The sequence below is a fragment of the Pseudarthrobacter sp. lyk4-40-TYG-27 genome (assembly GCF_030209295.1).
GTDB lineage: Bacteria > Actinomycetota > Actinomycetes > Actinomycetales > Micrococcaceae > Arthrobacter.
In genome coordinates, this window is sequence record NZ_JARVSH010000003.1 from 415,037 (window position 1) to 435,969 (window position 20,933).

The window sequence follows — 20,933 nt, forward strand, 5'->3', positions numbered from 1 at the left end:
GATGCGGCTCACCGATACATTTTGACAACCGGCCGCAAGTTTTCGAAATATTTCGAGCTATTGTCGGTGCGACCATCAACCGAATCGATGTGGGTGATCCGCCTCGGAGCCGAGGCAATGCCTGCTTCATACGTTACCGGGACCCAGCGTTGAGCCCGGAGGATGAACGGAAACGACATGACATTTCGAAAGTTGCGTTCGGCAGCCGTGGCAATCACTGCGGCAGGACTGGCAGTCAGCCTCGCCGCCTGCGGTTCTTCAGGACCGGCAGGTTCCAGCGTCAGCAGCGACTCGGCCAGCATGTGGGGCCTGACCGGCGGCAACCAGCCTGTCCTGCAGAAATCGGTGGACGATTGGAACCAGGCAAATCCGGACAAGTCGATCAAACTCGATTTCTTCGCCAACGACGCGTACAAGACAAAGGTCCGCACGGCCATCGGCGCCGGTGAAGGACCCACGTTCGTCTACGGCTGGGGCGGCGGCGTGCTGAAATCGTACGTCGATGCCGGCCAGGTGGATGACCTGTCCACGTTCGTCAAGGACAACCCGCAGGTCAAGGACCGCTACCTTCCATCGGTGCTCAAGAACGGTGAAGTAAACGGCAAGACCTACGCGTTGCCGAACAACAACGTCCAGCCGGTCGTCCTCTACTTCAACAAAGACGTCTTCGACAAGGTCGGTGCCCAGCCGCCCAAGACCTGGGACGACTTGATGGCCCTGGTGCCGAAGTTCAAGCAGGCCGGCATCGCTCCCTTCTCCCTGGGCGGCCAATCGAAGTGGCCGGACCTTATGTGGCTCGAGTACCTCGTGGAGCGCATCGGCGGCCCTGAAGTCTTCGCCAATATCGCTGCCAACAAGCCCGGTGCCTGGTCTGATCCTGCCGTGAAGGAAGCGCTCACGAAGATCCAGGAGCTGGCCGGCGCCGGCGGGTTCATCAACGGCTTCTCTTCGGTGGCTGCAGACAGCAACGCGGACCAGGCCCTGATGTACACCGGCAAGGCAGCGATGATCCTGCAGGGCGGCTGGATCTACCAGGGCATGAAGAAGGACGCCGCGGACTTCGTCAAGAGCGGGAAGCTTGGCTACACCACCTTCCCCACGGTCTCCGGCGGCAAGGGAGACCCGGCGAACGTCGTCGGAAATCCCTCCAACTTCTGGTCCATCTCAGCCAAGGCGACTGACGCCCAGAAGAAGGCCGCCTTGGACTATGTCAAGGACGGCATGTTCACCGACGCGAATACCGACGCCCTCATCAGTTCCGGCGCTGTGCCGGTGGTCAAGGGAATTGAAGACAAGCTGGCCGCCTCGCCGGACAAGGATTTCCTGACCTTCGTCTATGGCCTGGCCAAGAACGCCCCCAGCTTCACGCTCTCCTGGGACCAGGCGCTCAGCCCGGCCCAGGGAGACGCCATGCTGTCGAACCTGGACCAGATCTTCCTGCAGAAGATCAGCCCGGACCAGTTCATCAGCACCATGAACGCCACGATAGGAAAGTAAGCGGCCATGGCGGTTCTTGGTTCTACCAACCGGGGGGTCCGTGACTCGGGCCCCTCGGGGTGGCTCGCGGTCCCGGCGCTGGTCTTCTTCCTCGCCTTTGCCGTCATCCCGCTGATCGGCGTTGTCTTCCTCAGCTTCACAAGCTGGAACGGACTGGGCGAGATCAAGCTGCAGGGCCTGGCCAGCTGGACGACGGTACTGACCGATCCGGTAACGGGCAACGCGCTGGTCGTGACTGCCAAAGTCATGTTCTTCTCGTTCATCGTCCAGGCCCCCGTCAGCCTGCTGCTGGGGGTCTTCACCGCCGGCGGCCAAAAGTACCGGGCGGCCCTTGCCGTCCTCTACTTCCTGCCATTGCTGCTGTCGTCCGCGGCCGTTGCCATCGCTTTCAAAGCCCTGCTCGATCCCAACTTCGGCCTGGGCCCCGGATTCAACCTGCCCATCCTCGCCCAAGACTGGCTGGGCAACTCGGATCTGGTCCTCTTCGTGGTCGTCTTCGTTATTGCCTGGCAGTTTGTCCCGTTCCACACACTGATCTACCAAGGCGGCGTGCGCCAGATCCCGGCCTCGCTCTATGAGGCAGCTGAAATCGACGGCGCAGGCCGGTTGCGCCAGTTCTGGAACATCACCCTGCCGCAGCTGAAGTACACCATCATCACCTCCTCCACCCTGATGGTGGTGGGCAGCCTGGCCTACTTCGACCTGATCTTCGTGCTGACCGGCGGCGGACCGGGCTACAGCACCCGGCTCCTTCCGCTGCATATGTACCTCACGGGCTTCAAGGCCAATGACATGGGCGCGGCGAGCGCCCTCGGCGTCATGCTGATCGTCATCGGCCTGGGACTGGCGCTCCTGCTCCAGCGCCTGGGCGGAAAGAACCGCAACGCGAGCCAATTGGAAGGTGCCTGATGGCGTCCACGACACAACTCCCGATTCCCCCTTCGCCGGCCACCCGAACCATCGCGGAAAAACCGGCTGTCAGGTCCAAGGGGCCAGGCCGGATGCGGCCGAACCTCCTGGGCGGCCTGGGCGGCTGGCTTTGGCTCGCCGTCATCATCGTGCCCATCTATTACGTGGTGATCACCAGCTTCAAGAACCAGGCGGGGTTCTTCACGTCCAACCCGATGCTGCCGGCAACGGAACCTACGCTGGATAACTACAAGCTGGTGCTGGACAACAACTTCGCCAGGTACTTCGCCAACAGCCTGATCGTCACGCTGGGCACGGTGCTGCCGGCGCTGCTGGTCTCCTTCATGGCCGCGTACGCCATCGTCCGCGGACGGGGAAAATTCCTGAGCCTGACGAACAACCTTTTCCTCCTGGGCCTGGCCATCCCGCTGCACGCCACGATCATCCCCATCTACTGGATGATCACCAAGGCCCACATGTACGACACGTTGCTGGCGCTGATCCTGCCGTCCGTGGCCTTTGCCATCCCGGTCAGCGTCCTCATCCTCTCCAACTTCATGCGGGACGTCCCCAATGAGCTGTTTGAGTCGATGCGTCTGGATGGTTGCTCGGACTGGGCCATGATGTGGCGGCTTGCGCTTCCCATGACCAAGCCCGCCGTCATCACCGTGGGCATCTACAACGCCCTCCACGTCTGGAATGGCTTCCTCTTCCCACTGATCCTGACGCAGAGTCCCGCCACCAGGGTGCTGCCCCTGTCGCTGTGGACCTTCCAAGGCGAGTTCAGCGTGAACATCCCCGCCATTCTTGCCTCCGTCGTGCTGGCCACCCTTCCACTCCTCGTGGTGTACGTCATCGCCCGCCGGCAGCTGCTCAGCGGCCTGACCGCCGGCTTCAGCAAGTAGAAAGGACCGATGCCATGAGCATCGCCAAACCCCTCCGGGTGGGCATGGTGGGCTACGCCTTCATGGGTGCCGCCCACTCCCACGCCTGGCGCACCGCGCCACGGTTCTTCGACCTGCCGCTGCAGCCACAGCTCACCGCAGTGGCCGGGCGGAATGCCGACGGCGTCCAGGCGGCCGCAGACAAGCTGGGCTGGGACTCGGTGGAGACAGACTGGCGGCGCCTGATCGAACGCGACGACATCGACCTCATCGACATCTGCACGCCCGGCAACACCCACGCGGAGATCGCCATCGCGGCCCTCGAAGCCGGCAAGCACGTGCTGTGCGAAAAGCCGCTGGCCAACTCCGTGGAAGAAGCCGAACGGATGACACTGGCCGCGGAGACTGCCGCGAAGCACGGCGTCCTCTCCATGTGCGGCTTCAGCTACCGACGCACCCCGGCCCTGGCACTGGCCAAGCGCTTCGTGGAGCAGGGACGGATCGGCGACCTCCGGCACGTCCGGGCCCAATACCTGCAGGACTGGCTCGCCGACGCCAACGCCCCCATGACCTGGCGGCTGGACAAGGCCAAGTCCGGATCCGGGTCCCTGGGCGACATCGGTGCGCACAGCATCGACGCCGCCCAGTGGGTCACGGGGCAAAACATCAGCGGGGTCTCGGCACTGCTGGAAACCTTCGTCCCCGAACGTCCGCTGGCAGGCGACCTGGTGGGCCTGGGCGGCCACGGCGACGTCAGCAGCGAGGCCCCGCGCGGGAGTGTCACCGTCGATGATGCGGCCATCTTCAGCGCAAGGTTCGACGGCGGCGCCTCCGCGGGCGCGATCGGCGTGTTTGAAGCTACGCGGTACGCCCTGGGCCGGAAGAACGCCATGCGGCTGGAGATCAACGGCACCAAAGGTTCCCTCGCCTTTGACTTCGAGGAGATGAACGTCCTCTCCTTCTACGACGCGGCCGAATCGCCCGACGCAGGATTCCGCCGGATCTTCGTCACCGAGCCCGAGCACCCGTACGTCGGAAACTGGTGGCCCACCGGGCACGGCCTCGGGTACGAACACGGCTTCACCCACCAGGTAGTGGACCTCGTCACCGCCATCGGCGAAGGCCGGCAGCCTGAACCGTCCTTCGCGGATGCCCTGCAGGTACAGCGGGTCCTTGCTGCCGTGGAGTCCAGCGCCGCGAATTCGAGCCAATGGCAAAAAGTCTGAGCGATCCACAGCTCCAAGAACCCAAGGAACACCCAATGACACGACCAATCACGCTGTTCACCGGCCAATGGGCCGACCTGCCCTTCGAGGAAGTGGCCCGGCTTGCCGGCGAGTGGGGTTTTGACGGGCTGGAAATCGCCTGCTGGGGCGACCACCTGGACCCCCGCCGGGCAGCGGAGGACGACAACTACCTCCAGGGCCGGCTGGACATCCTCGAGAAGAACAACCTCCAGGTGTTCGCCATCGCCAACCACCTGACCGGCCAGGCCGTCTGCGACGACCCCATTGATGAGCGTCACCAGGGCATCCTCTCGGCGGAGGTCTGGGGCAACGGGGAGCCTGAAGGGGTACGCCGCCGGGCAGCGGAAGCCATGAAGGACACCGCCCGGGCGGCCGCACGGCTTGGCGTCAAGACCGTGACGGGGTTCACCGGTTCCTCCATCTGGAAGGCCGTCGCCATGTTCCCGCCCGCCACGCAGGCAATGGTCGACGCCGGCTACCAGGACTTCGCGGACCGGTGGAACCCCATCCTGGATGTCTTCGACGACGTGGGAGTCCGGTTTGCCCTGGAGGTCCACCCGTCCGAGATCGCCTACGACTACTGGACCACGAAGCGGACCCTTGAAGCTATTGGCCACAGGGAAAATTTTGGGCTGAACTTCGATCCCTCCCACTTCATCTGGCAGGACCTGGATCCCGTGATGTTCCTCCAGGACTTCGCGGACAGGATCTTCCATGTGCATGTGAAGGAGTCCGTCCGGCAGCTGGATGGGCGCAACGGCCGGCTGGGTTCACACCTCGCCTGGGCGGACCCCCGCCGGGGCTGGGACTTCGTCACGGCAGGACACGGTGACGTGCAGTGGAACCGCATCTTCCGGACACTGAACGCCATTGGCTACGAGGGTCCCACCAGCATCGAATGGGAGGATGCTGGAATGGACCGCCTCATCGGCGCCCCGCAGGCCCTTGCCATGGTCCGGGAACTGGCACGCATCGCCCCGCCCGCAGCCGCTTTCGACGCCGCCTTCGCGAGCCGCTGATCCCTGCTCCTTCCGGCCCGCGAGGCCGGTAGCCAAACAAAGGAAATCCAATGACAGAACGCAAGCATGCACTGGTGGTCCGGGGCGGCTGGGACGGCCACCAGCCCTACGAGGCCACCGAGCTCTTCATTCCCTATCTCAAAGACAACGGCTATGACGTCCGGGTGGAGGAATCCCCCAAGGTCTACGCCGACGCCGCGTACATGGCCGGGGTGGACCTGATCATGCAGTGCATGACCATGTCCACCATCGAAAAGGACGAGTTCGCCGGACTGCGGGCCGCCGTGGAGAACGGCACCGGCCTGGCCGGCTGGCACGGTGGAATCGCCGATTCCTACCGGAACACCTCCGACTACCTGCACCTGATCGGCGGCCAGTTCGCCTGCCACCCCGGCAAACACCCGGATGAGTGCATCGGCGAGCAGTCGGACAACTATGTGCCCTATACCGTCAATATGCTGCCCGCGGCGGCCGAACACCCCATCACCCGGGGCATCCAGGACTTCGACCTGGAGACCGAGCAGTACTGGGTCCTCTCGGACGACTACATCGACGTCCTCGCCACCACCACCCAAAAAGTCCGCGAGTGGGACCCCTGGCACCGCGAAGTCACCTCCCCCGCCATCTGGACCCGCCAGTGGGGCAAGGGCCGGATCTTCGTCTGCACGCCCGGGCACCGGGTGGAAATCCTGCAGGACCGGAACATACGCACCATCATCGAAAGGGGCCTGCTGTGGGCAAGCCGTTGAACGTAGGGATCATTGGCTGCGGAGCCATCATCGCCCAGTACCTCGCCAACTTCCCGCGCCTGGACCAGATCCAGCTGGTGGCCGTCGCGGACTTGGATCCCGCGCGTGCCCAGGCCGTGGCGGATGACTACGACGGAGTCCGCGCCGTCTCCGTGGACGAACTGCTCGCCGCTGACGACATCGACCTGGTCCTGAACCTGACCATCCCCGCCGCGCATGCTGACGTTGCGCTAAAGGCGATCGCCGCCGGCAAGAGCGTCTACGGCGAAAAGCCGCTGGCAGCCACAACCGAGGAAGCACGCCAGGTGCTGGATGCGGCACGCGAGGCCGGTGTCGCCGTCGGCTGCGCCCCTGACACCGTGCTGGGCACCGGGATCCAAACCGCCCGCAAAGCGATCGACGACGGCCTGATCGGCGCACCCATCTCGGCCACCGCCACCATGGCAACTCCGGGGCACGAACGCTGGCACCCAAACCCGGACTTCTACTACCAGCCCGGCGGCGGGCCCCTCCTGGACATGGGGCCCTACTACGTCACGGCCTTGGTGACGCTGCTGGGACCGGTGGTGTCCGTGGTGGGTGCCGCCAGCCATACCCGGAACCAACGAACCATCGGGTCCGGACCGCGGCAGGGCGAGCAGGTAGCCGTTAACATCGACTCCCACGTCACGGGCGTCCTGGTCCACGCCTCGGGTGCACTTTCCACCCTGTTCATGAGCTTCGACGCCGTGAAGTCCAAGTCCCCGAACATCGAAATCCACGGCGAACGCGGATCCCTGGTGGTGCCGGACCCCAACCACTTCGACGGCGACGTCCAGCTGTTCTCCCTGGGCGCCGAGGACTGGGAAACACTTCCCGCCTCCGCAGGCTACATCGACTCCGGACGCGGGTTCGGCATCGCTGACCTGGCTTCCACCCCGCAGGGCAAGGAACCGCGCGCGGGAGGTGCCCTGGCCTACCACGTCCTGGAAGTCATGGAATCCATCCTCGATTCGGCCCGCAAGGGCACCTCCGTGGCCATCCAGAGCACCGTGGACCGGCCCGAAGCCGTGGCCCTGACGCTCCTTGCCGGCCAGGCGGACGCCCTCCAGCCGCACTGACCGGCAGTCCGGAGCCGCGCCGCCCTACAGCATCTCGTCGCTGCGGGCGGCGCGGTTCCTGCCCAGCGATTTGGCCCGGTAGAGGGCCGCATCGGCCGAAGCGATAAGGCGGTCCACGCTGGAGGTGCCGGCGTCGTAGACGGAAATCCCGTAACTGGCCGTGGGCAGCTCCAATCCGCCCGGCGCGGCAGCGTCGGCCAGCCGCCTGCTGATCTCCTCCGCGATTGCCTCCGCCCGCTCGGCGCTGGCCCCGGGAACCAGGATGACGAACTCCTCCCCGCCGTACCTCCCGGTCAAGTCCGTGGAACGCACGGTGGCTACGCAGGCGTCAGCGAAGGCCTTCAGGGCAAAGTCCCCGGCAGCGTGCCCGTAGGTGTCGTTGACCGTCTTGAAATGGTCCAGGTCGGCAAGGATCAACGCCCCGGATCCGCGGGTGATGGCGCGGTCTGCGAGCTGCTCGGCAGCAAGGTCCAGGAACGCCTTGCGGTTCAGGAGCCCGGTGAGGTCATCGCGGGTGGCCACCACGCGGAGGGCACGCGTCTGCTGTTCGCTGCTCAGTGCTGCCATGCTGAAGGAGACCACCACCAGCAGCACCATGGTCACCATGGTGGTCACGGCGGACCCGAAGACCGTGACGAACACTGGACCGTCCTGGCCGTCCAGGAGGAAGGCCACCCACCGGAACAAGTAGAAAACGGACAGCCCTCCAGCAGCCACGGCCATGGGAATGCGGACCCTCGAGTAGCCGGGTTCCAGGCGCCACAGCTCATGGGATGCCAGCCCGATGGTGGCGCTCATGGCGGCGAGGAACACGGCGCCACCGGACCATGTGTTGGTGGCCGGGTGGTCCAGCACGGAGGCAACCAGCGTGACCAGCGGGATGCCCGTGAAGGCCCACTTCGGCGGCGGCGCCGTCCGCAGGGAACGTGCCCCGGCCCAGACCGCCACCGCACCGTACACCAGCACCGCGTTACCCAGCGGATTGGCCCAAACCTGGTGGGGGGTGCCGTTCAGCAGGAAGCAGCCCGACCCCGCCAGGAAGAACACCAGGGCAACGCACCACCAGCCGCTGTACGGGGAGCGCGTCACCCGGTAAGCGGAAAAGTAGAAGAGGACCACCAGCGCCAGGGCCATCAGGCCAAACGCGATGCGCAGGGTTGCGGTGTCCAGAACCATATGCAGGAAGTCCCCCCAAAAGCCCGAATGCTGCCGCAGCAAGTATCACACCCCGCCGCGCCTGGCAGAAGAACCCCGCACCATGATTAAGCGCGGAACCCCGCACTGGACGGGATCTGGAACCCGCTGGGAACTTCGCCGGCGGGAGCGGAGTTGAACCGGTTATGGACGACCCTCCTTCACACATGCCCTGGCCCCTCTGCCGCCTGACCGGACCACCGGCCACCACAGGAGAGGGGCGCCCCAATGTATGAATGGATCATGCTGGGCATCGGCCTGGTCCTGACCGTCGGTACCGGCTTCTTCGTCGCCTCCGAGTTCGCCCTGGTGAACCTTGACCGGCATGACCTCGAGTCCCGACAGGCCCGCGGCGAGAAGCGGCTGGGCCCCACCATCAAAGCGCTGCGGATCACCTCAACCCACCTTTCCGGTGCGCAGCTGGGTATCACGCTGACCACCCTCCTCACCGGCTACACCTTTGAACCGGCCATCAGCCGGCTGCTCAGCGCGCCGCTCACCTCGCTGGGCGTTCCCGATGCGGTGGTTCCCGCCGTTGGCTCCGTTGCCGGGATCTTCCTGGCCACGGTCTTTTCGATGGTGGTGGGCGAGCTCGTCCCGAAGAACTTCGCCCTGGCACTGCCGCTGGCTACCGCCAAGGTGGTGGTCCCGTTCCAGGCCCTGTTCACGGCTGTGTTCAAGCCGGTGATCCTGCTCTTCAACAACACAGCCAACCGGATCATCCGGGGGTTCGGGATCGAACCGAAGGAGGAGCTCTCCGGTGCGCGCAGCGCCGAGGAGCTGAGCTCCCTGGTGCGCCGCTCCGCCGTCGAAGGGGTCTTGGACCTTGACCACGCCACCCTGTTGCGCCGCACCCTGCGTTTTTCGGAGTACAGCGCAGCGGACGTGATGACTCCGCGCGTGCGCATGGCGGCTGTCGCGTCCGGTGACACCGCCGAGGACATTGTGGCCCTTGCCACGGCCACCGGCTACTCCCGCTTTCCCGTGATCGGCCGCGACCGGGACGAGGTGCTGGGCCTCCTGCACGTCAAGCAGGCGTTCGCGCTGCCCCTGGACCAGCGCGCCGGGACCACCGCGGCGGGGCTGATGGTTGAACCGCTCAGGGTCCCGGAGTCGATGGGCGTGGACACCCTCCTGGGCCTCCTCCGCCGGCAGGGGCTCCAGGTGGCCATCGTCTCCGACGAGTACGGCGGTACCGCCGGAATCGTCACGCTCGAGGACCTGGTGGAAGAGATAGTGGGCGAACTCGAGGATGAACACGACCGCGCACGGGCGGGTGTGGTCCGGGTTGGCCGGTCCGTCACGTTCGACGCGGCGCTGCGCCCCGATGAACTGCTGGACCGCACCGGCATCGAGGTTCCGGACGGGGAGGAGTACGACACAGTTGGCGGGTTCGTCACGGACCAGCTGGACCGGCTGCCGGAGCTGGGCGACGAAGTGGCGGTCGACGGCGGCACCCTCCGTGTGGAGCGCGTGGCGGGGATGCACGTGGAGCGGCTCCGCTTCACTCCCGCCGGGGCCGCCGAACCGCCGCGGAGCCCGCATGACCGGATGATCGACAACCTGACCCAGGAGCTGGCCCATGAGTGACTACCTTCCCGGCATCATCTGGCTGGCCGTGCTCCTGCTGGTGAACGGCTTCTTCGTCGGTGCCGAGTTTGCCGTCATTTCCGCACGCCGGTCCCAGATTGAGCCCAAGGCGGAGGCGGGGAGCAAGGCGGCCAAAACCACCCTGTGGGCCATGGAGCATGCCACCCTCATGCTGGCCACCAGCCAGTTGGGCATCACTGTCTGCTCGCTGGTCATCCTGAACGTCTCCGAGCCCGCCATCCACCATCTCCTGGAAATCCCGCTGGGCCTGACATCCCTGTCCTATGAGGCGATCAGCATCATCGCGTTCGTTGTGGCGCTGCTGCTGGTGACGTTCCTGCATGTAGTGGTGGGGGAAATGGTGCCCAAGAACATCTCCTTCTCGGTTCCCACCCGGGCGGCCCTGTTGCTCGCTCCCCCGTTGGTCCTGGTGGCCCGGGTTTTCAAACCGGTGATCTGGTCGCTGAACGGGATTGCCAATGCCGTCCTCCGGCTCTTCCGGGTGGAACCCAAGGATGAGGCCACCAGCGCTTACACGCTGGACGAGGTCGCCACCATCGTGGAGCAGTCCACCAGGGACGGGATGCTGGCCGACACCAGCGGCACCCTGAGCAACGCGTTCGAATTCACGGCCAAGACCGTGGCAGATGTCCAGGTCCCCCTGGCGGAGATGGTGCTGCTGCCGGAGTCGGCCACGCCTGCTGATATCCAGCTGGCCGTAGCCAGGCACGGCTACTCCCGGTACATCCTGACCAACCCGGCCGGGGAACCTGGCGGCTACCTCCACCTGAAGGACGTCATGGACCTGACCACGGCCGCGAAGTTCCACCAGCCGGTGCCGGCCAAGCGGATCCGGCGTCTCGCCTCGGCCTTCGCCGGCGCCGACCTTGAGGATGCGCTGGCCGCCATGCGCCGGACGGGGGCCCACGTGGCCCGGGTGTTCGACGCCGGCGGCAGGACCACCGGGATGCTCTTCCTCGAAGACATCATCGAGGAGCTGGTGGGCGAGGTCCAGGACGCCACCAGCGCCTAGCGGCCGGAGGGGGGTGGATCCACGGGAGTCCGCACCCTTGTGGTCCAGGCTCTGGTGCCCGACGCCGGCGGCCACTAAAGTGGGACCCGGCCCCATCCTGCCGTTCCCGGCAGGATGACGGGACCCGCACGAGGGAGAGGAGGTGGCTTTGATGACTGCGACTGCCGCGCGCCGTGAGCGCCCCGCATCAACACCATCAACCATCCTTTCCCGTTGCACGCGCCGTTCCTGAGATTCCTGACCGGTACCTCGCGCCTGCTCCGGGAACCTTTCCGAGGACACCAACGTGCATATTCCTTCAGGCAACGCCCTGGACAACCCTGGCATCAACAACCCTTCAACGGCCGAGGGCCCTTTCGCCTACGGCTACACGCCCGCCGTCGCCCGCCATTTCGCCGCGCATCCCAACCCCGAGGCCACCGGCACCGGGCGGGTGGTGCGCGTGGACCGAACGCTGCTGCTGGTCGCCGTCGCCGACGGGCTGCTCCACCTGCCCTACCCGCTCACCGGCGACCAGCCCGTCACCGGTGACTGGGTCTGGATCGGCCCCAACCGCGCCGGCGGGCGCCAGATCCTGGCCATCCTGCCCCGCCGGTCCGAGCTCAGCCGCAAACGTGCCTTCGAGGACTCGTCCGCCGAGCAGGTCCTTGCCGCCAACATGGACACCGTTGGCGTGGTGGTGCCCGTGGACCGGCCGCTCACCCACAACCGGCTGGAACGGACCCTGGTGGCGGTATGGGACTCGGGCGCCACTCCCCTGGTGATCATCACCAAGGCTGACCTTGCGCAGGTGGCGGACGACGTCGTCGGGAAGGTGGTCCTTCAGGCGGCGGGCGTGGACGTGGTGACCACCTCTGCCGAGAACGGCGACGGCATCGACGAATTGATGGGCCGCATTCCGGCCGGAGGCACCATTGTGCTCCTGGGTCCGTCCGGAGCCGGCAAGTCCACCTTGATCAACGCCTTGGCGGGGCAGGAAGTCCAAGAGACCGGTGCGGTGAGGTCCGGCGATTTCAAGGGCAAGCACACCACCACCGCCCGCGAACTGGTGCCGCTGTCCAACGGCACGGTGCTGATGGACACACCCGGCGTGCGGGGTTTCGGGCTGTTCGACGCCGGCGAAGGCCTGGGCGGGATGTTCGGCGACGTGGAGGAACTGGCCGCAAGCTGCCGGTTTGCGGACTGCGCGCACGGAACTGAGCCCGGTTGCGCAGTCCGGGAAGCGATTGACGCGGGCTTCCTGGAGGAACGGCGCTGGAATTCGTACCTGAAGATGCAGCGTGAACTCGCAGCCCTGGCCCGCCGCTCCGACGTCGCCGCCCAGCGCGCTTACCACCGGGAGTGGCAGCAGAAGGTGGTCTCCGCGGGAAAGTCGCAGCGCTCCGCAGAGCGCGAGGCCTTCGAACGCGGCAGCCGGAACGCCGGGAAGGGCCGGAACCGGAAGCGGTAGCGGCCCCTTGCTCCGGCGCAGGGGGTGGGGGGTAGGGTGCGGTCATGGACATCATCCTGGTACCCGGATTCTGGTTGGACGCTTCATCCTGGGCGGAGGTGACACCTGCCCTGGAGGCAGCGGGCCACCGCCCCCACCCCCTGACCCTGCCCGGACTGGAATCGGTGGACTCCAGCCGGGCCGGAATAGGGCTGCAGGACCACATAGACGCCGTGGTCCAGGCCGTCGATGCCATCGGCGGCAAGGTGGTCCTGGTGGGGCATTCGGGAGGTGGCGCCATCATCCACGGGGCCGTTGACGCACGGCCGGACAAGGTGGAGCGCGCCATCTACGTGGACAGCGGCCCACTGGGCGAAGGGGGTGTGATCAATGACGAACTGCCCGCCGAGGGTGACGACATTCCCCTTCCGCCTTGGGAAAGCTTCGATGACGCCGACCTGGTGGACCTGGACGACGGGCTCCGCCGGGCCTTCCGCGCACACGCCATTCCCGAACCGCGGGGCGTGGCCTACGGCAGGCAGCACCTGCATGACGAGCGCCGCTACGCCGTGCCCGCCACTGTGATTGCGTGCGAGTTTCCCGCGGCCCTGCTCAGGGAGTGGATCGCGGCCGGCAGTCCGTTCGTCGCCGAGCTGGCGCGGGTCCACGACGTCGACTATGTCGACCTGCCCACCGGCCACTGGCCGCAATTCACCAAGCCGGCGGAACTGGCACGCGCCATCCTGGCGGCCGTTGACCGGTCAGGCATGGACTGAATCGGCGTAACCCTTGCGCACGACACATCCGCCTCTCCATAATAAATGAATGTCATTCATTTATTCGACCGCCGTTGGGGCCACCGCCGCCCCCAACCACGTTTCGCCCTCCGCCACCACCGGGATGCCCGCCGAGTGGGAGGCCCACCAGCGCACCTGGATGGCATTTCCGCCACCCAACGAAACCTTCGGTCCAACAGGCAGCCCGACCCTTGACCGCGCCCGCGCCGCGTGGACCAGGGTGGCACAGACCATTGCCAGGTACGAGCCGGTCACCGTGGTCGCCGATCCCCGGGACGCCACGGCCGCACGGGAATGGCTCGGCACGGGCATCGACATCGTGGAGGTCCCCCTCGATGACGCCTGGCTTCGGGACAGCGGACCCACCTTCGTACACCAACCGGACGGATCAGTGGCCGCCGTGGACTGGATCTTCAACGGTTGGGGCGCCCAGGAATGGGCAGCCTGGGGCAACGACGAAGCAGTGGCAAAGGCCGTCGCCGCCACAACCGGCGTCCCCGTCCGGACAAGTCCACTGGTGAACGAGGGCGGCGGATTCCACGTGGACGGTGAGGGGACAGTGTTGCTGACCGAGACCGTCCAGCTTGATCCCGGCCGCAACCCCGGCGCCACCAAGGACTCCGTGGAAGCGGAGGTTTCCGCGGCACTGGGGACCAGCAAGGCCATCTGGCTGCCGCGCGGACTCACGCGCGATTACGACGAATTCGGCACCCGCGGCCATGTGGACATCGTGGCAACCTTCGCTGGACCCGGCACCATCCTGCTTCACCGCCAAGACGACCCCGCACACCCGGATCACGCCGTCTATCTCCAACTGAAGGCGGTCCTGTCCGGCCAAATGGACGCCCAGGGCCGGCCGCTGCGCATTATCGACGTTCCCGCGCCCACAACCCTCAAGGACGACGAAGGTTGGGTGGACTGGTCCTACATCAACCACTACGTGGCTAACGACGTGGTGGTGCTGTGCAGCTTCGATGATCCCAACGACGCCATCGCCGCAGGCATCCTCGAGCGCGCGTACCCGGGCCGAACTGTGGAACTGGTGGACGCCCGCGACATCTTCGCCTTCGGCGGCGGCATTCACTGCATCACCCAGCAGCAGCCTGCCCCGAGGGAGGAGGCCGCGTGAAACTGGTCGAGGAGCAAAAGTCCGCGCCCGCAGCCCGCCCGTTCAACGTCGTCGAGGCCGGCATCAGCCGGCTGCGTGCGGCGCTCGAGTCCGGCGAGGTCACCAGCGAGGAGCTGGTGGAGCTGTACCTGGAGCGGATCCGAAAATATGACTCATCAGGCATATGTCTAAATGCCATGGTGGTCATGAACCCTGCGGCGGTGGCCGAGGCGCAGGCGTCCGATCGGCGCCGGGCGGCCGGCTTCACGCTGGGCCCGCTGGACGGCATCCCCTACACGGCCAAGGACAGTTACCAGGTCCGCGGCCTCACCGTGGCCGCCGGTTCCCCGGCGTTCAAGGACCTGGTGGCGCAGCGCGACGCCTTCACCATTGAACGGCTCCGGGCCGGCGGCGCAGTCCTGATCGGGCTTACCAACATGCCTCCCATGGCCAACGGCGGGATGCAGCGCGGGGTCTACGGGCGGGCAGAAAGCCCATACAACGCGGACTACCTCACGGCCGCCTTCGCGTCAGGTTCGTCCAACGGCTCCGGGACCGCCACCGCCGCCAGTTTCGCGGCGTTCGGCCTCGCGGAAGAGACCTGGTCCTCCGGTCGCGCCCCGGCGTCCAACAACGCCCTGTGTGCCTATACCCCCTCGCGCGGGGTCATTTCCGTCCGCGGAAACTGGCCCCTGGTGCCCACCATGGACGTGGTGGTTCCGCACGCCCGGACCATGGCCGACCTGCTCGAAGTCCTGGACGTCGTGGTGGCGGACGACGCCGAGGCACGCGGGGATTTCTGGCGCGTCCAGCCGTGGGTGCCGGTACCCAAAACATCAAGTGTCCGCCCGCCGTCGTACGTTGAGCTGGCCGTGCCGGACGCTTTCGCAGCAGCCGGCGTCCTCGCGGGCAAGCGGCTGGGTATCCCCCGGATGTACATCAACGCCGATCCCGACGCCGGGACGTCGGACCATCCGGGCATCGGTGGTCCCACGGGGCAGCGGATCAATACCCGGGACTCGGTGCTGGACCTCTGGAACGCAGCCCGGCAGGACCTCGAGGCCGCAGGCGCGGAGGTCATCGAGGTGGACTTCCCCGTGGTGTCCAACTACGAAGGGGACCGGCCGGGCGCGCCCACCATCGCCACGCGGGGATTCGTGTCCCCGGAGTATCTGCGGCGGGAGATCGTGGACCTGTCAGCCTGGGCGTGGAATGACTTCCTTGATGCCAACGGTGATCCGCGGCTGAACCGCCTGTCTGACGTGGACGGCTCCGCCATCTTCCCAGCCCCTGAAGGTTCGCTGCCGGACCGCTACGACGGGTTCGATGACGACATCAGCGACTATCCCGCCTGGATCCGGGAGTACGGCGTTCCAGTCCTGGCCGATATTCCGCACCTGCCCGAAGGATTGGCGGGGCTGGAGGAAACCCGGCGCGTCGACCTGGAGGAATGGATGGACCGGCTGGGACTGGATGCCGTGGTGTTCCCGGCAGCTGCCGACGTTGCACCCGCCGATGCCGACAGCAACGAGGCTTCCGCAGACATCGCGTGGCGCAACGGCGTGTGGGTGGCCAACGGAAACCTGGTCCCCCGGCACCTGGGCATCCCCACGGTCACGGTCCCCATGGGAGTCGTGGCTGACCTTGCCATGCCCGTGGGCCTGACCATCGCCGGCAAAGCGTACAGCGACACGGACCTGCTCCGGCTGGCCGCGGCCTTCGAAACCACCGGCAGCCGCCGCGTCCCGCCGCCGCGCACCACGCAGGCAGGAGATACAGGGACCTCCTGACAGAGCACGCCCGCAATGGCTATTCTGGTCGCAGTGACTTGCATGCATTCCCTGTGACCTCCCGCTGCCGGCAGTTCTTGTCCTTCAGTACAGGAACGGTGATTCCGTGCGCCCCGGAGGGGGACCCGAACCCGGGTTCCCCTCCTTTCCGCACCCTTATCGGAACCACCCCAGGGAGCCCCCATGGAACCCACCACCCCACGCCTCACACCTGACTGCACCCAGTGCTTTGCACTGTGTTGCACCGCCTTCGGATTCACCCGCTCCGCGGACTTTGCCATCGACAAGCCGCCAGCCACCCCGTGCCCCAACCTGGCAGGCGACTTCTCCTGCACCATCCACCGCAGCCTGCGCGCCCGCGGGTTCGCAGGCTGCACGGCGTTTGACTGCTTCGGCGCCGGCCAGGCCGTCAGCCAGCGGCTCTTCGGAGGGACCAGCTGGCGGGACGATCCCCGGTCGGCCAAGGACATGTTTGCCGCCTTCAAGGTCCTGCGGCAGCTCCACGAAATGCTCTGGCAACTGGACCGGGCGGAGTCGCTTGCTTACAGCCCGGAAACGGCACGGGAGGTGGGCCAGGTACACAGCCTCGTACAGGGAATCGCCGGTGGAAGCCTCGAAACGGTCCTTGCAGCCGACGTCGGGTCCCTCCATGAGAGTGTTGGCGCGGTTCTGCGGGAGGTCAGCGAGGAGGTCCGCGCAGGTTACTTCGACCCCGATCCGCGCGTTGTCCGCCTGGCTCCAAGTGCCGATCTGGCAGGCGCCGACCTCCGCGGCTGGCAGCTGTGCGGTGCGGACCTGCGCGGGGCCTGCCTGATCGCCGCCGACCTGCGCGGCACGGACCTGACGGCTGTGGACCTGCTGGGCGCCGACCTGCGGGACGCAAGGCTGGACGACGCCGACCTGGCGGGAGCGCTGTTCCTCACCCAGGCGCAGGTTGCCGCGGCGCGGGGCAGCGCGGCCACGAGCCTCCCGGCGGGTATCGGACGGCCCGGACACTGGCGGGCCGCCGCCCGCACAGCGGAAGTGCCTTGACATCCCACTTTGTTAGCGCTGACAGTGGGATGACCCCAACACCAAGCGAAAGCCACTCAATGAAGAACTGGGCAGGAAACCTCCAATACTCCTCCGCTGATGTCCGGCGGCCGGAATCGGTCAGCGAACTGGCTGCCATCGTCGCCGGATCGACGCGGGTGAAGGCCTTGGGGTCACGGCACTCATTCAACAGCGTCGGCGACACGGACGGTGTGCACGTCCTCCTCGATGCACTCCCCCAGCAGGTGGAGGTGGGTGCGGACCGTTCAACGGTCCGGGTCAGCGGCGGGGTGAGCTACGGTGCCCTGTGCCGGAAGCTGGAAGAGGCCGGCCTTGCCATCCACAACATGGCATCACTGCCGCACATCTCGGTAGCCGGCGCGGTGCAGACCGGCACCCACGGTTCCGGCGTCAACAACCCCGCACTGGCCGGCGCCGTGGAATCGATCGACATGGTTCGGGCCTCGGGCGAGCAGGTCACGCTGTCCCGGAAGGACGGGGACGATTTCCTGGCCAGCGTGGTGGGCATGGGTGCCCTCGGCATCGTCACCGGGCTGGAACTGGCGGTACGGCCAAGCTTCAGCATGCGCCAGCGCGTCCTGGAAGACCTTCCGTGGGATGCCGCGCTGGAGGACTTCACCGCCATCGTGTCCAGCGCCTACAGCGTCAGCCTCTTTACGGACTATGCCGGTGACACCGTCAACCAGGTCTGGCTCAAAGCCCTTGACGGGGAAGAGCCGCTGGCCAACCTGTACGGCGCCACATCGGCCCAGCGCCCGCGCCATCCACTGCCGGACATGTCTGCCGAGAACTGCACCCTCCAGCTGGACCAGCCCGGGCCCTGGCTGGACCGTCTGCCGCATTTCCGCCATGAATTCACGCCGAGCAACGGGGACGAGCTGCAAAGCGAGTTCATCCTGCCCATCGGGCAGGCCCCCGCGGCCCTCCAGGCGGTCCGGGCCCTCGCGGACGAGCTCGCACCCCTGCTCTTCGTCTCGGAGATCCGCACCGGCGCCGCCGATAAGTTTTGGCTCAGCCCGTTCTTCCGGCAGCCGAGCGTGGCCTTGCACTTTACCTGGAAGCCGATGCAACCCGAGGTGGAGGCTTTCCTTCCGGTCCTTGAAGAAGCCCTGCGGCCCTTCGGGGCGAGGCCGCACTGGGGGAAGCTGTTTACCGCGGACGCTTACGACTGGGAGAAGCTCTATCCGCGCTTCGCAGACTTCCGGGCCTTCGCCGCCGGGCACGATCCGGAGGGCAAGTTCCGGAATGGGCTCCTGGACAGCATCCTGGGGGTTCCCGCGCGCCGGTAGGCTGGAAGCATGATCCGCCGCCACGCAGCCCTCACCGCCGTCCTGTCCGCAGGTTTGTTGTTGACCGGATGCGGAGCGGCAGGGGACGCGGCCGGCAACGCGGCCAGCGCCGCCGCTTCCCAGGCCGCCTCCGCCGTTGCCCAGGAGGTCACCAAGCAGATCTGCGCCAGGGTCCAGGACGGACTTGTCAGCGTGGACGATAAGAAGGCGCTGGCAGGGTTGGTGTCCGCGGCCCGGGAGGCCGGGGTCCCGGCGGAAATCACGACGCCGCTCGGCGACGTGGCTGCATCCGGGGACCAGGTGCCGGCGGACTCGGTCAAAGCCCTCAAGGACGCCTGCCCGGCCTGACCAGCACGAGGGTTCCGCGGACGTTCGGCACGCTCCCCGCGTGTGATCAGTTCTGCCGGGGCTGGTCCCAGCCGCGCATGCCGCCGGCACGGCTGGCCTGGCCGCGGTGCCCCGTACGGTGTTCGGGCGGCGCGAAGGGGACCACTCCGGAGTCATGGCCCGGCGGGACCGCGTGGACGAACTTCGTCAGCTCCTCGCGGAGGGCTTTCCACGAAATATCGGAGTCGCGCGGGTAGGCGTTGACCTCCGCTTCCCGTGCGGCTTCGACCGCGGCACTGCCCGCATCCGTCAGTTCCACCTTTAGTTGCCGGCGGTCCGTGACCTGGCGGGTCCGGGTAATCAGGCCGGCGGCTTCGAGCCGCAGGAGGACCCGGCCCAGCGTCTGGCTCTGGACCCGGATTTCCTCGGCAAGTTGTTCCTGGTTCAGCGGACCCTCCGTCAACCCTTCCAGGGCAATGACGGCGGCACGGGTGAGGCCAAGGTGGGCCAGGGCATCGTCCTGGCGCCGCTGGATCAGGCGCGCCGCCAACGCGATCAGGCGGTAACTGCTCCGGGCATCAGGATCGAGGTTGCTGGTCATCGGGCCGCGGCCTTCCTGCAGGTGGCAAGGTGCTGGTCACCCCGCGTCGCTACCCTCCTACAATAAGCATGCTTAGCAACATATTCGCAAGTAGACTTATTATTTGGCCGCGACGGACCCGTGAATGATTATCTTTTGCCCTTTTTCCGCGATCCCCTGCCACGGCCCTTGTCCGGGTTGGGAGCATAGCGCTGGGCCACTTTCGGGGCTTTTTTGGTGCCGGTTCCCCGCCGGTCCGGTTTGGGATCCTTCTTTTCCTTGACCGGCTGGGCAGAGGGCTGCCGCGAACTGTGGGCAGTGCGCCCGCGGACGATGCCGATGAACTCTTCAAGGACCTCGTCCGTGGCGTCAACAGGCCAGGCCAGCCCGATTTCCGTCCCGTCCAACCCGGTCAGCCGCCGCGCCACCGTGTCTTTGACGTTGAGGTGGCGCGCCACCGGCATGGGGAGGATCACCAGCCCGGCGCCGGTGGCAACCACCTGGAGCGCCGCCTCCGGTCCACCCAATGAGGCCACATCCAGGATCGATTCCTCTTCCAGGTCGGCGAGCGCCACTTCCTCGAACACGGAGATCTCGTGGCCTTTGGGGGCCACCACCACGGGCTGCTCCTCATACAGCGGGATGACATTGAGGCCGGTCCGGTCCACCGGAAGCCGGACAAAGGCCATGTCCGCCCTGCCGTCGCGAAGCACCTCCAGCTGGTCGCCGTCGTCAACCATGGATGCGCGCAGCGGAATATCCTGCATCCGCTCCTCCCACCGGCGGATCCACTTACCGGGCGTCACTCCTGCCACGTAGGAGATGCGAAGCATCCGCGGCTCTGCGCCGGCAACGGCGTCCGGGGCGTCAGGGGCAGGGGTATTGTCGGCGGGCACGTCTTCACAGTACCCGCCGCCCGGATACCCTTGAAGCATGACCTCTGCAAACTCCCAGTCCATGAAGCCGGCCACCGTTGCCAAGAAACTTGGCATCTACCTGCCTGCTGCGCCGCAGGAGTTCCAGGATTCAACCATCACCCGCGAGGAATTCGCCGAGCTCCAGGCCAACCCGCCGGAGTGGCTCGCCGAGCTCCGCCGCAACGGCCCGCACCCCCGCCCGGTGGTGGCACAGAAGCTGAACGTGTCCATCAGCGGCCTTGCCCGCGGCGGCGTGGAGGAAGCGCTTACGACGGCGGAAATCACCGCCCTGCTGCAGGCACCGCCACAATGGCTGGTCACCGAGCGTTCCACGCACGCTGCCGTCCGCGCCGAGGCCCAGCGGGTCAAGGAAGAGGCGGCGAAAAAGCAGGCCAAGAAGGACCGCGCGAAGGCGGAGTAG

20 protein-coding genes are annotated in these 20,933 nt (G+C 66.6%); 17 read left to right on the plus strand and 3 right to left on the minus strand.

All coding sequences use genetic code 11. The annotated features are described in order from the left end of the window. The first annotated feature begins 177 nt into the window (after positions 1-177). The 7 genes from QRM96_RS06430 (at position 178) to QRM96_RS06460 (ending at position 7,405) form a co-directional block, all read left to right on the plus strand. Positions 178-1,497: an extracellular solute-binding protein gene (locus QRM96_RS06430; RefSeq protein WP_133831408.1), complete on the plus strand. Its 1,320-nt coding sequence runs from the start codon at positions 178-180 to the stop codon at positions 1,495-1,497. A 6-nt stretch (positions 1,498-1,503) separates the two neighbouring features. Then, on the plus strand, positions 1,504-2,406 hold the full coding sequence (locus QRM96_RS06435; RefSeq protein ID WP_018763371.1) for a carbohydrate ABC transporter permease: 903 nt from the start codon (positions 1,504-1,506) through the stop codon (positions 2,404-2,406). Positions 2,407-2,498: 92 nt separating this feature from the next. Continuing rightward, on the plus strand, positions 2,499-3,311 hold the full coding sequence (locus tag QRM96_RS06440; RefSeq protein WP_018763372.1) for a carbohydrate ABC transporter permease: 813 nt from the start codon (positions 2,499-2,501) through the stop codon (positions 3,309-3,311). Between the two features lie 14 nt (positions 3,312-3,325). Then, positions 3,326-4,516, plus strand: coding sequence for a Gfo/Idh/MocA family protein (locus tag QRM96_RS06445; protein WP_285318905.1), 1,191 nt, complete (start codon positions 3,326-3,328; stop codon positions 4,514-4,516). Between the two features lie 35 nt (positions 4,517-4,551). After that, a complete protein-coding gene (locus QRM96_RS06450; RefSeq protein ID WP_285318906.1) occupies positions 4,552-5,556 on the plus strand; it encodes a sugar phosphate isomerase/epimerase family protein in 1,005 nt (334 codons plus the stop codon). Positions 5,557-5,606: 50 nt separating this feature from the next. After that, a complete protein-coding gene (locus tag QRM96_RS06455) occupies positions 5,607-6,305 on the plus strand; it encodes a ThuA domain-containing protein (protein ID WP_285318907.1) in 699 nt (232 codons plus the stop codon). Next, complete coding sequence (locus QRM96_RS06460; protein ID WP_285318908.1) at positions 6,290-7,405, plus strand: Gfo/Idh/MocA family protein; 1,116 nt, start codon at positions 6,290-6,292, stop codon at positions 7,403-7,405. Before QRM96_RS06455 ends, QRM96_RS06460 begins: the two co-directional genes overlap by 16 nt. A gap of 24 nt (positions 7,406-7,429) precedes the next feature. Here the strand turns inward: QRM96_RS06460 and QRM96_RS06465 are convergent, their stop codons facing one another. Further along, positions 7,430-8,581 carry a GGDEF domain-containing protein gene (locus QRM96_RS06465; RefSeq protein WP_026265040.1) on the minus strand — a complete coding sequence of 384 codons (1,152 nt, stop codon included), beginning with the start codon at positions 8,579-8,581 and terminating at the stop codon, positions 7,430-7,432. Positions 8,582-8,827: 246 nt separating this feature from the next. Between QRM96_RS06465 and QRM96_RS06470 the strand changes: the two genes are divergently transcribed. The 9 genes from QRM96_RS06470 (at position 8,828) to QRM96_RS06510 (ending at position 19,036) form a co-directional block, all read left to right on the plus strand. Beyond that, the gene (locus QRM96_RS06470) at positions 8,828-10,189 is read left to right on the plus strand and encodes a hemolysin family protein (protein WP_109044213.1); all 1,362 of its coding nucleotides are present in this window, start codon (positions 8,828-8,830) and stop codon (positions 10,187-10,189) included. Continuing rightward, on the plus strand, positions 10,182-11,222 hold the full coding sequence (locus tag QRM96_RS06475; RefSeq protein ID WP_109044214.1) for a hemolysin family protein: 1,041 nt from the start codon (positions 10,182-10,184) through the stop codon (positions 11,220-11,222). The genes QRM96_RS06470 and QRM96_RS06475 overlap by 8 nt, the downstream gene beginning before the upstream one ends. A gap of 286 nt (positions 11,223-11,508) precedes the next feature. Further along, positions 11,509-12,672 (plus strand): ribosome small subunit-dependent GTPase A, encoded by a 1,164-nt coding sequence (gene rsgA / locus QRM96_RS06480; RefSeq protein WP_285318909.1) that lies wholly within the window; start codon positions 11,509-11,511, stop codon positions 12,670-12,672. Positions 12,673-12,716: 44 nt separating this feature from the next. After that, a complete protein-coding gene (locus QRM96_RS06485; protein WP_285318910.1) occupies positions 12,717-13,427 on the plus strand; it encodes an alpha/beta fold hydrolase in 711 nt (236 codons plus the stop codon). Between the two features lie 49 nt (positions 13,428-13,476). Further along, positions 13,477-14,577: an agmatine deiminase family protein gene (locus tag QRM96_RS06490; RefSeq protein ID WP_018763382.1), complete on the plus strand. Its 1,101-nt coding sequence runs from the start codon at positions 13,477-13,479 to the stop codon at positions 14,575-14,577. After that, the gene (locus tag QRM96_RS06495) at positions 14,574-16,346 is read left to right on the plus strand and encodes an amidase (RefSeq protein WP_285318911.1); all 1,773 of its coding nucleotides are present in this window, start codon (positions 14,574-14,576) and stop codon (positions 16,344-16,346) included. Before QRM96_RS06490 ends, QRM96_RS06495 begins: the two co-directional genes overlap by 4 nt. A 183-nt stretch (positions 16,347-16,529) precedes the next feature. Next, the gene (locus QRM96_RS06500) at positions 16,530-17,378 is read left to right on the plus strand and encodes a pentapeptide repeat-containing protein (RefSeq protein ID WP_285318912.1); all 849 of its coding nucleotides are present in this window, start codon (positions 16,530-16,532) and stop codon (positions 17,376-17,378) included. A 59-nt stretch (positions 17,379-17,437) separates the two neighbouring features. Continuing rightward, positions 17,438-18,688 (plus strand): D-arabinono-1,4-lactone oxidase, encoded by a 1,251-nt coding sequence (locus tag QRM96_RS06505; protein WP_285318913.1) that lies wholly within the window; start codon positions 17,438-17,440, stop codon positions 18,686-18,688. Between the two features lie 9 nt (positions 18,689-18,697). Further along, on the plus strand, positions 18,698-19,036 hold the full coding sequence (locus tag QRM96_RS06510; RefSeq protein WP_285318914.1) for a hypothetical protein: 339 nt from the start codon (positions 18,698-18,700) through the stop codon (positions 19,034-19,036). A gap of 46 nt (positions 19,037-19,082) precedes the next feature. Here QRM96_RS06510 and QRM96_RS06515 read toward each other — a convergent pair whose 3' ends face one another. Both QRM96_RS06515 and QRM96_RS06520 read right to left on the minus strand, forming a co-directional pair. Then, positions 19,083-19,616, minus strand: coding sequence for a MarR family winged helix-turn-helix transcriptional regulator (locus tag QRM96_RS06515; protein WP_109044219.1), 534 nt, complete (start codon positions 19,614-19,616; stop codon positions 19,083-19,085). 128 nt (positions 19,617-19,744) lie between these two features. Further along, entirely contained in the window at positions 19,745-20,566 is an 822-nt protein-coding gene (locus QRM96_RS06520) for a LysR substrate-binding domain-containing protein (RefSeq protein WP_206073865.1), read from the minus strand. Between QRM96_RS06520 and QRM96_RS06525 the strand changes: the two genes are divergently transcribed. Next, positions 20,529-20,933, plus strand: a complete 405-nt coding sequence (locus QRM96_RS06525; RefSeq protein ID WP_026265045.1) for a DUF5997 family protein — start codon at positions 20,529-20,531, stop codon at positions 20,931-20,933. The two genes, QRM96_RS06520 and QRM96_RS06525, sit on opposite strands and share 38 nt — an antisense overlap.